At 67.7% G+C, this 13623-nt stretch carries 15 protein-coding genes; 11 read left to right on the plus strand and 4 right to left on the minus strand.

Features of this window, described 5'->3' with window-relative positions; translation table 11 throughout:
• The first annotated feature begins 10 nt into the window (after positions 1-10).
• The 3 genes from ispD to VNJ47_05015 are packed head-to-tail and all read left to right on the plus strand — an operon-like array spanning position 11 to position 1872.
• Positions 11-721, plus strand: a complete 711-nt coding sequence (gene ispD, locus VNJ47_05005) for a 2-C-methyl-D-erythritol 4-phosphate cytidylyltransferase (GenBank protein HXG28190.1) — start codon at positions 11-13, stop codon at positions 719-721.
• Positions 718-1206: a 2-C-methyl-D-erythritol 2,4-cyclodiphosphate synthase gene (ispF, locus tag VNJ47_05010; protein HXG28191.1), complete on the plus strand. Its 489-nt coding sequence runs from the start codon at positions 718-720 to the stop codon at positions 1204-1206. Before ispD ends, ispF begins: the two co-directional genes overlap by 4 nt.
• Before the next feature lie 33 nt (positions 1207-1239).
• Positions 1240-1872 (plus strand): TetR/AcrR family transcriptional regulator, encoded by a 633-nt coding sequence (locus tag VNJ47_05015; protein HXG28192.1) that lies wholly within the window; start codon positions 1240-1242, stop codon positions 1870-1872.
• 15 nt (positions 1873-1887) lie between these two features.
• Here VNJ47_05015 and VNJ47_05020 read toward each other — a convergent pair whose 3' ends face one another.
• A complete protein-coding gene (locus tag VNJ47_05020; protein HXG28193.1) occupies positions 1888-2430 on the minus strand; it encodes a Smr/MutS family protein in 543 nt (180 codons plus the stop codon).
• Positions 2431-2530: 100 nt separating this feature from the next.
• On the opposite strand from VNJ47_05020, the gene surE reads away from it, so the two are divergent.
• The 8 genes from surE (at position 2531) to recJ (ending at position 11250) form a co-directional block, all read left to right on the plus strand.
• Entirely contained in the window at positions 2531-3280 is a 750-nt protein-coding gene (gene surE, locus VNJ47_05025; protein ID HXG28194.1) for a 5'/3'-nucleotidase SurE, read from the plus strand.
• Positions 3277-3945, plus strand: coding sequence for a protein-L-isoaspartate(D-aspartate) O-methyltransferase (locus VNJ47_05030; GenBank protein ID HXG28195.1), 669 nt, complete (start codon positions 3277-3279; stop codon positions 3943-3945). The genes surE and VNJ47_05030 overlap by 4 nt, the downstream gene beginning before the upstream one ends.
• A 19-nt stretch (positions 3946-3964) precedes the next feature.
• On the plus strand, positions 3965-4723 hold the full coding sequence (locus VNJ47_05035; GenBank protein HXG28196.1) for a peptidoglycan DD-metalloendopeptidase family protein: 759 nt from the start codon (positions 3965-3967) through the stop codon (positions 4721-4723).
• Between the two features lie 32 nt (positions 4724-4755).
• Positions 4756-5724: an RNA polymerase sigma factor RpoS gene (gene rpoS, locus VNJ47_05040; GenBank protein HXG28197.1), complete on the plus strand. Its 969-nt coding sequence runs from the start codon at positions 4756-4758 to the stop codon at positions 5722-5724.
• Between the two features lie 126 nt (positions 5725-5850).
• Positions 5851-7053 carry an alanine transaminase gene (gene alaC / locus VNJ47_05045; GenBank protein ID HXG28198.1) on the plus strand — a complete coding sequence of 401 codons (1203 nt, stop codon included), beginning with the start codon at positions 5851-5853 and terminating at the stop codon, positions 7051-7053.
• Positions 7050-8369, plus strand: coding sequence for a homoserine dehydrogenase (locus tag VNJ47_05050; protein HXG28199.1), 1320 nt, complete (start codon positions 7050-7052; stop codon positions 8367-8369). The genes alaC and VNJ47_05050 overlap by 4 nt, the downstream gene beginning before the upstream one ends.
• A 14-nt stretch (positions 8370-8383) precedes the next feature.
• The gene (gene thrC / locus VNJ47_05055; GenBank protein HXG28200.1) at positions 8384-9520 is read left to right on the plus strand and encodes a threonine synthase; all 1137 of its coding nucleotides are present in this window, start codon (positions 8384-8386) and stop codon (positions 9518-9520) included.
• 11 nt (positions 9521-9531) lie between these two features.
• Positions 9532-11250: a single-stranded-DNA-specific exonuclease RecJ gene (gene recJ / locus VNJ47_05060; GenBank protein HXG28201.1), complete on the plus strand. Its 1719-nt coding sequence runs from the start codon at positions 9532-9534 to the stop codon at positions 11248-11250.
• Between the two features lie 24 nt (positions 11251-11274).
• Here the strand turns inward: recJ and VNJ47_05065 are convergent, their stop codons facing one another.
• The 3 genes from VNJ47_05065 to VNJ47_05075 form a co-directional block, all read right to left on the minus strand.
• Positions 11275-11964: an FHA domain-containing protein gene (locus tag VNJ47_05065; GenBank protein HXG28202.1), complete on the minus strand. Its 690-nt coding sequence runs from the start codon at positions 11962-11964 to the stop codon at positions 11275-11277.
• Entirely contained in the window at positions 11965-12777 is an 813-nt protein-coding gene (locus VNJ47_05070) for a Stp1/IreP family PP2C-type Ser/Thr phosphatase (protein HXG28203.1), read from the minus strand.
• Between the two features lie 8 nt (positions 12778-12785).
• On the minus strand, positions 12786-13623 hold an 838-nt coding region (locus VNJ47_05075; protein ID HXG28204.1), incomplete at its 5' end, for a serine/threonine-protein kinase.

Genomic DNA, 13623 nt, shown 5'->3' on the forward strand with positions numbered 1-13623 from the left:
GGCTGTCCCGATGGCACCACCGCTCCGATTCTGGGCCCTGATTCCGGCGGCCGGGCGCGGCGCGCGGATGGGCCTGGAGCGACCCAAGCAGTACCTCACGCTCGGCGGCAAGACCATGCTGGAGCACTCACTGGGTCTGTTCCTCGACCATGCACGCATCGCCGGTGTGGTGGTCGCGCTGGCGCCACAGGACCCGTATTGGCCGCAGCTGAAGATCGCACACACGCCGCGCGTGCATGCGGTGACCGGGGGCGATGAGCGCGCGCAGTCGGTGCTGGCCGGCCTGCGGCGGCTGGGCGAGATGGCGGGACAGGAGGACTGGGTGCTGGTGCATGACGCGGCGCGACCCTGCCTGGACCGGGGCATGATCGATCGCTTGATGGCCGAGCTGGAGCAGGACCCGGTCGGCGGCCTGCTGGCCCTGCCGGCGCGGGATACCATCAAGCAGGCGCAGGAGGGTCGCGTCGCGGCAACGCTCGACCGGCGCCAGCTCTGGCATGCACAGACGCCGCAGATGTTCCGCCTCGGTGCGCTGCACGCGGCCCTGACCGGTGCCATCGCGGCCGGCCGCGCCGTGACCGACGAGTCCATGGCCATGGAACTGGCCGGCCATGCACCGCGCCTGGTCGAGGGCAGTGCCGACAACCTCAAGATCACGCGGCGCGAGGACCTGGGGCTGGCCGAATTCATCCTGCGGCGGCGTGCGGAGGGCGTGCAATGACGGTCCGGATCGGGCATGGTTTCGACGCGCACCGCTTCGGGCCAGGCGATCACGTCACGCTGGGCGGCGTGCGCATCGCGCACGCGCGCGGCGTGGTGGCGCACTCGGACGGTGACGTGCTGATCCACGCGCTGTGCGACGCGCTGCTCGGCGCCGCCGCGCTCGGCGACATCGGCCGGCATTTCCCGGACAGCGACCCGCGCTACCGCGGTGCCGACAGCCGGGACTTGCTGCGCCAGGTCATCGGAATGCTGCATGAGCGCGGCTATGCCGTGGTCAATGCCGACCTCACCCTGGTCGCGCAGGCGCCGCGCGTGGCGGCACACATTGGCGCGATGCGCAAAGTGCTTTCCGGTGACCTGCAAGTGGGTGAGGACGCGGTAAACATCAAGGCCACGACCACCGAACAGATGGGTTGGATCGGGCGTGGGGAAGGGTTGGCGGCGCACGCCGTGGTTCTCATCCGCAAGCCGTCAGCGGCTTGACCTACTGATTGATAAGTCACTAGACTCGCAAAGATGTTGGGCAAAACGCTGAATCCGGAACAGGGCCTGCGCGCACGCACGCCGGCCGCGGGCACGAAAGAACCCAGCACGCGCGACCTGATTCTCGACACGGCCGAGGAGCTGCTGCAACGCCGCAGCTACAACGCCTTCAGCTACCAGCACATCGCGGTGCAGCTGGGCATCCGCAACGCCGCCATCCACTATCATTTCCCGTCGAAGGCCGATCTGGGCACCGCGCTGATCCGTCGCTATCGCGAGCGTTACCGGGCATATCTCGACGACATCGAAGGCTCGACCACCGACCCCTGGACGCTGCTGCAGGGTTTCTTCCGCATCTACCTGCAGTACCTGGAGGCGGGCGACATGGTCTGCCCGAGCGGCGTGCTCGGCGCTGAATTTTCCTCGATCCCCGCCTCGATGCAGGAAGAAACGCGGCTGATGCTGCGCGAGATCTACGAGTGGCTGATCTCGGTGCTGGCGCGCGGCCGCGAGTCCGGGCAGCTGCGCTTCGGCGGCACGCCGGAAGGCAAGGCACTGGAGATCGGCTGCGCGCTGCAGGGCGCGCTGCAGATCGCGCGCTGCACCGACAAGGAACGCTTCCACCTCGTGCTGCAGCAGATCGAGGCCGAGCTCAAGCCCGCCTGAGGGCCGCCGCCAGACTCAGCGTCGCAGCAGCACGTACAGCGCACCGCTGCCACCCTCGGCCGGGACGGCCGAACAAAAGGCCAGCACGTCCTTGCGTCGCCGCAGCCAGCTTGCCACCTGTGGTTTGAGCACCGGCATACCGGAACGTGAACGCAGGCCCTTGCCGTGGACGATCCGCACGCAGCGCAGGCTGCGCGCATGTGCCTGCTGCAGGAATCCGGCCAGCCGCGCGCGCGCCTGGTCCAGGTTGAGTCCGTGCAGGTCGAGCTCGGCCTGGCGCGCATACTGTCCGCGCCGCAGCTTGCGCATCACCGACAGTTGCACGCCGTTCTGGCGAAACTCAATTTCCTCGCCGGTTTCCTGCGTGGCAGGGTCGGGCGCATGATCCAGCAGGCTGTCCATCACGGCGCGCTCGTCCGCCTCGCTCTGCCGCGGACGCGTCGAGGGCGGCGACCGGCGGGACGTCACGCGACCGTCGCACGGCAGCGGCGCAATGGCGCCGACCGCGGTACGGAACAACGCGGCGTCTTCCGGGCTGATGTCGGGCTTGCGGTTCATGCTTGCCGCTGCGCTCGGGCCAGTGACCGCCAGTATAGGATAAGATTGCACTACGACCGGCCGGCGTCCCGCCGGCCGGCCGCGTGTCTTCAGGGACTTCATGCGCATCCTGCTGAGCAATGACGATGGCTGCCAGGCCCCTGGCCTGCGCGCGCTGATGGCGGCGCTATCGGCGCGTGCCGAGGTCACGGTAGTGGCGCCGGACCGCAACCGCAGCGGCGCCAGCAACTCGTTGACGCTGGAACGCCCGCTGCGCGTGCGCCAGGAGGCGGACGGTGTGATGTGCGTGGATGGCACACCGACCGACTGCGTGCATATCGCCATCACCGGTCTGCTGGAACGGCCGCCGGACATGGTGGTCTCCGGCATCAACGCCGGCGCCAATCTGGGCGACGACGTGATCTACTCCGGCACGGTCGCGGCGGCGATGGAAGGGCGCTTCCTGGGTTTCCCGGCGATCGCCATTTCCTGCGTGTCCTACCGACCGCAGCATTACGAGACGGCGGCGCGCGTGGCGCTGAATCTGATCGATCACCTGCGCAAGCAGCCGCTGCCGCGCGACACAATCCTGAACGTGAACGTGCCCGACCTGCCCTGGGAGTCGCTGGCCGGGTTCGAGGCCACGCGCCTCGGCCAGCGCCACCGCTCCGAGCCGGTGCAGAAGAGCCAGGATCCGCGCGGGCGTCCGATCTGGTGGATCGGCAGCGCCGGCGCCGAGCACGATGCCGGACCGGGCACCGACTTCCACGCCATCAGCCACAACCGCGTATCGGTCACGCCCATACTCGTGGATCTGACCCGCCATGCCGCCGTGCCGCAGGTCGCGGAGTGGTTGCGGACGCTGACATGACCCGCCACCCGCATGCACGCGGCCTGGGCATGGCCAGTAGCCGCAGCCGTGAGCGCCTGGTCCAGCAGTTGCGTGAGGAAGGCATCCGCGATGCCCGTGTTCTGGCCGCCATCGCCAAGGTGCCGCGACACCGTTTCATCGACGAAGCCCTGGCCAGCCGTGCATACGACAACACCGCGCTGCCGATCGGTTTCGGCCAGACTATCTCGCAGCCCTACGTAGTGGCACGCATGACCGAGCAGCTGCTGGCCGAGCCGGGTGTGCGCACGGTGCTGGAAGTCGGAACCGGCTGCGGCTACCAGACCGCCATCCTCGCCGAATTGGTCGACCAAGTGTATTCGATCGAGCGGCTGCAGCCGCTGTACCAGCAGGCGCGCACGCGGCTGCGTGAGCTCGGCTACACGCGGGTGTGGCTGCTGCACGGCGATGGCTACAAGGGCTGGCCCGAGCATGCGCCCTATGACGGTATCCTGGTGGCGGCAGCTTCGCACAGCGTCCCGGAGGCCCTGCTGCGTCAGCTCAAGCCGGGTGGGCGCATGATCATTCCGGTCGGACCGCCGGGATGCCAGGTGCTGCAGCGGATCGTGCGCACGGAGACCGGCTACGAGACGGCGGCACTGGACGCGGTCAGCTTCGTGCCGCTGGTCAGCGGCAGCCTGCCCTGAATATCATGGATGGGCGATGATGAAACGCCCGAAGCCTCTGCGTCTGCTGCCAGGCCTGGTACTGCTGCTCGCCCTGGGCGGCTGCGCGCTGTTCGACATCTCGCCGGAGCCCGAGGAATACGTGGTCCAGCAGGGCGACACGCTGTACTCCATCGCTTGGCGCAACGATCTGGATTTCCGTGAATTGGCGGCATGGAACGGCATCAAGCCGCCGTACACCATACGCCCAGGTCAGGTGTTGCTGTTGGAGCCACCGGAAGGTTTCGTGTATGCCCCGGCCGATACGCCGCCGGCGCCGCCACCGCCAGCCGTCAGCACCACACCGCTACCGAGTGAAGAGGACGTCGAGGTGCGCCCGGCCGATGTGCCACAGGCGCCGCCGGTCACGGTGGCGACCGCGCCCCCGCCCAGTGCAATCAAATGGCGCTGGCCGGCGGAGGGCGAACTGCTGACGATGGAAAGTTCAACGGGCAAACCCGGCATAGCCATTGCCGGCCGCCTCGGTCAGCCCGTACGTGCCGCCGCCGCCGGCCGCGTCGTCTACAGCGGCAGCGGTTTGCAGGGTTACGGTCAGCTGGTGATCGTCAAGCACGAGGACAATTTCCTCAGTGCCTATGGCTACAACCGGCGCCTGCTGGTACGGCAGGGCGACGAGGTGCATCCCGGGCAGCCCATCGCCGAGATGGGCGAGGGACCCCAGCGCAGGCCGGTACTGCATTTCGAGATCCGCCGCGGCGGGCAGTCGCTCGATCCGTTGCAACTGCTGCCCGCGCGTTGACCGGGTCGCAACGCTGCCGGTAGCTTAGCGATATGAAGCAGGTCAGGCGCAGGCGCGGCCAGCCGGGCAAGATTGATGCCGGGGCCGATACCAGCCAGGAAATACCCGCCGGCGAGAGCGTCATCGATCAAGAGTCTGCGGACGAGAGCCCGGTCCGCAGCCATGAGCCCGATCTGGATGCCACGCAGCTCTATCTGAGCGAAATCGGTTTCGTGCCGCTGCTGACCGCAGAGGAAGAGGTCGAACTCGGCCGGCGCGCGCGGCGTGGCGATCCTGCGGCGCGCAAGCGCATGATCGAAAGCAATCTGCGGCTGGTGGTGAAGATCGCGCGTCGCTACCTGGGCCGCGGATTGCCGTTGCTCGATCTGATCGAGGAAGGCAATCTCGGACTGATGCGCGCGGTCGAAAAATTCGACCCGGAGCTCGGTTACCGCTTCTCGACCTACGCGACCTGGTGGATCCGACAGACCATCGAACGCGGCATCATCAACCAGGGCCGCACCGTGCGCCTGCCCATCCACGTCATCCGCCGGATCAACGCCTATGTCCGCGCCAACCGCCGGCTGGCTCAGGATCTGGAACGTGAGCCGCATCTGGACGAGATTGCGGCGCTGTTCGATCGCTCGCTGGACGAAGTCGAGCGCATGCGCAGCCTGCGCGAGCCGATTGCCTCGGTGGATTCGGGCCAGGGCGAGGACGGAGACTGGGCGCTGCTGGATTCCCTCAGCGACGAGAACCTCCCGGGCCCGGCCGACCTCATCGAGATGGAGGACATGCGCGCCGTGCTCGACCGCTGGCTGCAGGCCCTCAGCGAGAAGCAGCGGCGCGTCATCGAACTGCGCTTCGGCCTGGATGGTTCCGAGCGCGCCACACTGGAGGAGGTCGGTGCCGAGCTGGGCGTGACCCGCGAGCGCGTACGCCAGATCCAGGTCGAGGCCATGCGCCGGCTGCGGCAGCTGCTGATCAAGGCCGGGATCACGCGCGAAACCCTGCAGGAGTGAGCACGGCGGGACTGCCTGCCGTCCGGGAAAAGACATGGCCGGCCAAATCCCTTAGAATCTCGCGCTTCGTGTGGGCGTGGCGTCTGGCCAGGGGGCCGGATCGGAGCCACGCCCGAGGTTCTCGCCATGAAGGAAGATTTTCCCCGGATCAAGCGGCTGCCGCCGTACGTCTTCAACATCGTCGGGGACCTCAAGCGCGCAGCTCGCGCCCGTGGCGAAGACATCATCGACTTCGGCATGGGCAATCCGGACCAGCCGACGCCCAAGCACATCGTCGACAAGCTGGTCGAGGTGGCGCAGCGCGACGATACCCACCGCTACTCCGTGTCCAGGGGCATCCCGCGCCTGCGCCGTGCCATCTGCAACTGGTACAAGCGCCGCTACGACGTGGACCTCGACATGGACAGTGAGGCCATCGTCACCATCGGCTCCAAGGAGGGCCTGGCGCACCTGGCGCTGGCGACCCTCGGACCCGGCGACGTGGTGCTGGTGCCCAACCCGGCCTATCCGATCCATCCCTACAGCGTGGTGATCGCCGGCGCCGACGTGCGCCACGTGCCGCTGGTGCCCGGCGTGGATTTCTTCGCGGAGCTCGAGCGCGCGATCCGGGAAACCTGGCCGCGGCCCAAGATGCTGCTGCTGAGCTTCCCGGCCAATCCCACCACCCAGTGCGTCGAGCTGGATTTCTTCGAGCGCGTGGTGGCGCTGGCCAGGGAATACGAGCTGTGGGTCGTCCACGACCTGGCTTACGCCGACCTGGTGTTCGACGGCTACAAGGCGCCGTCGATCCTGCAGGTGCCCGGTGCCAAGGACTGCGCGGTGGAATTCTTCACTCTGTCCAAGAGCTACAACATGCCGGGCTGGCGCGTCGGTTTCATGGTCGGCAACCCTAAGCTGGTCTACGCGCTCGGGCGCATGAAGTCCTATCTCGACTACGGCACCTTCACGCCGATTCAGGTCGCTGCGATCGCCGCGCTCGAGGGTCCGCAGGACTGCGTCGCCGAGATCTGCGAGATGTACCGGCACCGCCGCGACGTGCTGTGCGACGGCCTCAACGCGATGGGCTGGACGCTGCAGAAGCCGAAGGCGACCATGTTCGTCTGGGCACCGGTGCCCGAGCCGTTCCGGCATCTGGGTTCGCTGGAGTTCTCCAAGCTGCTGCTGTCCGAGGCCAAGGTTGCGGTATCGCCCGGCATCGGCTTCGGCGACTACGGTGACGATCACGTGCGCTTTGGCCTGATCGAGAACGAGCACCGCACCCGCCAGGCGCTGCGCGGTATCAAGCGCCTGCTCAAACAGGGGCCGCAGCGTGCGGTGGCCGGCGCATGAGCCTCAAGCCGGTCAACGTCGGCCTGCTGGGCCTGGGCACCGTCGGCACCGGCACCCTGAAGGTGCTGGCGCGCAATGCCGACGAGATCGCGCGCCGCGCCGGTCGCGGCATCCGCGTCACGCACGCCTCGGCGCGCGACCTGGCCAAGCCGCGCGCCCATGACCTGCAGGGCATCCACCTGTGTGCCGATCCGTTCGAGGTGGTGCGCGAGCCCTCGGTCAAGGTGGTGGCGGAACTGATCGGCGGCACCGGCAAGGCGCGCGAGCTGGTGCTGGAGGCCATCGCCCACGAGAAACACGTGGTGACCGCCAACAAGGCGCTGCTGGCGCTGCACGGCGCCGAGATTTTCGAGGCTGCGCAGAGGAAGGGCGTGGTGGTCGCCTTCGAGGCCGCGGTCGCCGGCGGCATCCCGGTCATCAAGGCGATCCGCGAGGGCCTGGCTGGCAATCGCATCGAGTGGCTGGCCGGCATCATCAACGGCACCTGCAACTACATCCTGAGCCAGATGCAGGAGGCCGGGCGCGATTTCGCCGACGTGCTTAAGGAGGCGCAGGCGCTGGGCTATGCCGAGGCCGATCCGGGCTTCGACATCGACGGCGTCGATGCCGCGCACAAGCTCACCATCCTGGCCTCGATCGCCTTCGGCATCCCGCTGGACTTCGGCAAGCTCAGCGTCGACGGTATCCGCGGCGTCAGCGCGCGCGACATCGCTTATGCGCGCGAGCTGGGCTACCGCATCAAGCACCTCGGCATCGCGCGGCGCAGGCCCGAGGGCGTCGAACTGCGCGTGCAGGCGGCGCTGATCAGCCAGCGCGAGATGCTGGCGGGCGTCAACGGCGTCATGAACGCCGTCATGGTCAAGGGCGACGCCGCCGGCCCGACGGCCTATTACGGCGCCGGCGCCGGCGCCGAGGCCACCGCCTCGGCCGTGGTCGCCGACCTGGTGGACGTGGTGCGCACGCTCACCACCGATCCGCACAACCGCGTGCCGCACCTGGCCTTCCAGCCGGACGCCATCAACCCGCTGCCGGTGCTCGCGCCGGTAGACTACCGCAGCGCCTACTACCTGTGCCTGCAGGTGGTGGACAAGCCCGGCGTGCTGGCACGCATCGCGCAGGTACTGGCCGAGCACGACATCAGCATCGAGGCCATACGTCAGCAGGAGCCCAAAGCCGGCGCTACCGCTGTGGACGTGGTGATCCTGACCGGGCCGGTGCGCGAGGGATGCATGCTCGACGCGCAGCGCGCGCTCGAAGCGCTGGACAGCGTGCGCGACGGCATTACCCGCCTGCGCGTGGAACACCTGGAACAATGACGGAAGGCCCGCCCGTGAGCAACGCCAAGCACTATACCGGCCTCATCGAGCGCTACCGCGCGCGCCTGCCGGTCTCCGCGCAGACGCCGGTCGTCAGCCTGGGCGAGGGCGACACGCCCCTGATCCCGCTGCGCAACATCCCGCGCCGGCTGGGCCTGGACGTGCAGCTCTACGTCAAGTTCGAGGGCCTCAACCCCACCGGCTCGTTCAAGGACCGCGGCATGACCCTGGCGGTGACCAAGGCGGTGGAGGCGGGCAGCCGCGCCATCATCTGCGCCTCCACCGGCAATACTTCGGCGGCCGCGGCGGCCTACGCGGCACGCGCAGGCATCACCGCCTTCGTCCTGATCCCGGACGGCAAGATCGCCATGGGCAAACTGGCCCAGGCGCTGATGCACGGCGCGGTGGTGATCCAGATCAAGGGCAACTTCGACGCCGGCATGCAGCTGGTCAAGGAAGTGGCACAGAGCGCACCGGTCACGATCGTGAACTCGATCAACCCCTTCCGGCTGCAGGGCCAGAAGACCGCGGCCTTCGAGATCGTCGAGGCGCTCGGCCGTGCGCCCGATTTCCACTGCCTGCCGGTCGGCAATGCCGGCAACATCACCGCGCACTGGATCGGTTATTCCGAATACGCCGGCATCCAGACCCAGGCCTGCGCCTATTGCGAGGGCCACTGCAAATGCCGGCATGAGCCGGTGACGGCAGGCCGGCCGCGTATGGTCGGCTACCAGGCCTCGGGCAGCGCGCCGTTCCTGCGCGGCAAAATGGTGGATCAGCCCGAGACGGTCGCCACTGCGATCCGCATCGGCCACCCGCAGAGCTGGGACCGCGCTTGGGTCGTGCAAAAGGAATCGAACGGCTGGTTCGAGGAGTGCACCGACGACGAAATCCTCGATGCCCAGCAGCTGCTGGCGCGCGCCGAAGGCGTGTTCTGCGAACCGGCCTCCGCCACCTCGGTGGCCGGTGCCCTGCGTGACATCCGCTCAGGCAGGATCCCGGCCGGCAGCACGGTGGTCTGCACCCTGACCGGACACGGCCTCAAGGATCCGGACGTGGCCATCGCCCAGGGGCGCAATACGCCGATGGTGACGGTGGAAGCCACCCTGCCGTCGGTCAGCCAGGCGATCCTCTCCCACATCCAGGGCTGACCCCGCCGCGCATGATGCGGCGCCGTATCCAGCGACGCAGCCCGCAGGCCGCCGACGAACTGCCGGCCGGTCTGCATCCGGTGCTGCGCCGCGTATATCTCAACCGCGGCATCGGCACGGCCGCCGATACCGACCTCAGCCTGTCCCGCCTGCTGCCGTTCCACACGCTCAAGGGTATCGACCAGGCCGTCGAGCTGCTGTGCGAGGCGCTGCGGCGCCAGTGGCATGTCTGCGTGATCGGCGACTACGATGCCGACGGCGCTACCAGCACCGCGCTGGTGGTTTCTCTGCTGCGCCAGTTCGGACTGGCGCAGGTCAGTTACCTGGTGCCGGACCGTTTCCGCTACGGCTACGGCCTGACACCCGAGATCGTCGCCCTGGCACGCCTGCGCCGGCCGGACCTTCTGATCACCGTCGACAACGGCATTGCCAGCGTCGAAGGGGTGGCAGCGGCGCGCGCGGCGGGCATGCGGGTGCTGATCACCGATCACCATCTCCCGGGGAAGGTGCTACCGCAGGCCGACGCCATCGTCAATCCCAATCAGCCGGGTTGCGACTTCCCGAGCAAGGCGCTGGCCGGGGTCGGCGTGGCCTTCTACCTGATGTCGGCGCTGCGCGCCCGGCTGCGCGCGGACGGACAGGGGCAAGGTCCCTCGCTCGTGGGCTGGCTGGACCTGGTCGCCTTGGGCACCGTGGCGGATGTGGTATCGCTGGATCACAACAACCGCATCTTGGTCGAACAGGGTCTGCGACGACTGCGCGCCGGCCGCGCGCGGCCCGGCATCCAGGCCCTGCTGCGCGTGGCGGGGCGCGACGTCACGCTGGCTACCAGCAGCGATCTGGGTTATGCCGTGGCCCCGCGGCTGAACGCTGCCGGCCGGCTGGACGACATGGGCATCGGCATCGAGTGCCTGCTGAGCGATGACGAAGACAGGGCCCTGCAGCAGGCCCGCCGGCTCGACCAGCTCAATCGCGAGCGGCGGGCGCTGCAGCAGCAGATGCAGGAGGGGGCGCTGGCCGATCTGGCCGGGCAGCTGGATGCGGGTGAGTTGCCGGTCGGGCTCTGCGTCTACGATCCACAATGGCATCAGGGGGTCACCGGCCCCGTCGCGGGTCGGCTCAAGGAGCATTACCACCGGCCGGTGGTGGCTTTCGCACCAGCGGAGCCGGGTTTGCTCAAGGGCTCGGGCCGTTCGGTCGCGGGCTTCCACCTGCGTGATGCGCTGGATGCCATCGCCACCCGGAATCCGGGTCTGATCACGAAATTCGGTGGCCATGCGATGGCAGCAGGCCTGAGCCTGGAAACCGCGCGGCTCGACGAGTTTCGCCATGCCTTCGATCGGGAAGCGCGCCGCTGGCTGGACGCATCCGCCCTCGATGGCGTGATCGAGAGCGATGGTGAGCTCGCGCCGGCCGAGATCAGTCTGGCGCTGGCCGAGGCCCTGCTTGGCGCAGGGCCTTGGGGGCAGGGATTCCCCGAACCCTTGTTCGACGGCGCATTCGAGGTGCTGGAGCGCCGCATCGTCGGTGAGCGTCACCTGAAGCTGCACCTGCGCCCCCTCGCTGGTGGGGCACCGTTAGCGGGAATCGCCTTCGGAAGCGTGGCGGGTGCAGAGCCCGGCCAGCGCATCAGGGCAGCCTACCGCCTGGGCATCAACGACTATGCCGGCCGGCGATGTGTGGAGGCGGTCGTGGAGTATTTCGAGCCGGAGCAGCCCGGCGCGGTTTGAAGACGTGCCAGCCTGGCGTATGTGTCAGCCGACACTGGACAGGTAGAAGCGCATCTTCACGCCCAGCAGCTCGACGATGTCGTTCTCGCGCAAGGGGCGGGCCTGGGTGCTGATGGGCTCGCCATTGACCTTGGCGGGCCTGGCGCCGGGGCCGGCGGCGCCGACATGGACGATGAAGTAGCCGGCGCCACGGCGTGTCACTGCGGCGAGTTGTACGCCGGGCTGGCCGATGGTGTTCAGCACCTTGCTCAGTTTCAGTTCCTTGCCCTTGTGCGGGCCCTCGACCACCTGCAGGCAGCCGAGCTGTCCGGTACCCGCCGTGGCGGCCGGCGTCGGCTCCGCCAGTTTGGGGATGGCGATCCCTGCCGAGGCCAGTGCCTCGGGCTTGAGCACCATGGTTTTCTCGAAATCGTCTTCCGCGCCCGCATCGTCACCGAGATATTCGAGTCGCGTACGACCGATGGTGATGATGTCACCGGTACGCAGCGCATGCTTCTGGATGCGCTTGCCGTTGACGAAGGTGCCGTTGGTGCTGTTGAGGTCCTGGAGGAAGGAATCGTTCAACACCGTGATGATGGTGGCGTGATGACCGCTGGTGGCGCCGTCCTCGAGCCGGACGTCATTGTCGTCGCGGCGACCGATGGTAATGCGCTCTTTGTCGAGGGGAACCTCGCGCGGCGCGGCGCCGGGGGCGGTGACGACCAGCTTAGCCATCTATACCCATGCCTTGAGGACTTGATACAGGCTCTTGCCCACAAATGGCTGTTCTACGCGCACCAGTGCGACCGATACATTGTCCTTGCCGCCATGCTCGTTCGCCAGCGCCACCAGCCGGTCCGCGGACTGGTCCAAACTAGCAGAAAATTTCTGCAGAGTTAAGCGGATCTGCTCATCGTTGACCATTTCGGTGAGGCCATCCGAGCACAGCAGGTAGACGTCGCCGACCTCGGCGGGTTCCTCGTACAGGTCCACGGTCACGCGGTCGCCGCTGCCCAGGGCGCGCGTCAGGATATTGCGTCGCACGTTCTGCCGGGCTTCCTCTCGGCTGTAAAAGCCCTTGGTGATGAGATCTTCCACCAGCGAATGGTCGCGGGTGATCTGCTTTAACTCGCCACCGCGCAGACGGTACAGCCGCGAGTCGCCGACGTGCGCGACGGTCATCCGGCCGTCGTGCAGCAGGCAGGTGACCACGGTGGTGCCCATGCCCTCGTACTGCGGCTGGCTGTCGGCCATCTCACGGATGGCGGCATGTGCCACCTCGATCGCGCGCCGAAGCAGCGTGCCTTCCCTGCCGCCGATGGCGTCTGGCTGCAGTTCGCTGCGGTATGGCCAGCCCGCGCGAACGCTATCGAGGATGGTATTGACGGCCAATGCACTGGCCACCTCGCCGGCATTGTGCCCGCCCATGCCGTCGGCCAGTACCACCAGTCCCAGCTCGGGAGCTTCCGCCACGGCGTCTTCGTTCAGCTCGCGTACGCGCCCTTTGTCGCTGCGCAGCACCGTGGTCAGCTTTCGTTCCTGTGCCATGGCTGGGCTCAGGGCGCCTGCTGCAGGCAGGCGCGCAGGTCGGCGGCCAGCTCGCTGCCACGCTGATAGCGCTGTTCAGGGTTTTTCTGCAGAACCCTGTCGATGATCGCATCGACGCAGGCCGGCAGGTCGGCCTTGAGCGAGCGCGGTGACAGGTGTGCTTCGTTGGCGATCCGGTACATGAGCGTCGCCATGGAATCGCCGGTGAAGGGCAAACTGCCGGTCAGTAACTGGTAGAGGGTCACGCCCAGCGAAAACAGGTCCGAGCGGCCATCCACATGCTTGCCGGCCAACTGCTCGGGCGACATATAGGAGGGCGTGCCCAGGACCATGCCGGTCTTGGTCTTGCTGGAATCGGTCAGGCGTGCCACGCCGAAGTCCGTCACTTTGACTTTGCGCTCTTCCGGCAGATACATCAGGTTGGCCGGCTTGATGTCACGGTGCACGACGCCCTGCGCGTGCGCATAGTCGAGCGCGTCGGCTGCATCGGCGATCAGCTGCATGACCGTGCGCGGCGGCAGCAGGCTCTCGAGCTTGACGTAGCGGGTCAGATCATGGCCCCTGATGAACTCCATGGCGATATAGGCCAGGTCGTGGTCCTCGCCGGCGTCGAAGATGGTCACGATGTTGGGATGCTGCAGCCGGCCGGCGGTCTCGGCCTCGCGGAAGAACCGCGTTTTCACTTCACCGACCTCGTTGGTCTCGAACTCCTGCGACAGCGCCATGGTCTTGATCGCCACCGTGCGGCCGATCTTGGGATCCTTGCCCAGGTACACCATGCCCATGGCGCCTCGGCCCAGCTCCTTTTCCACCTGGTAGCGGCCGAGCATGGGTTTCTTCACGCCG

The sequence above is a fragment of the Nevskiales bacterium genome, from assembly GCA_035574475.1.
In the GTDB taxonomy this organism is placed as follows: domain Bacteria; phylum Pseudomonadota; class Gammaproteobacteria; order Nevskiales; family DATLYR01; genus DATLYR01.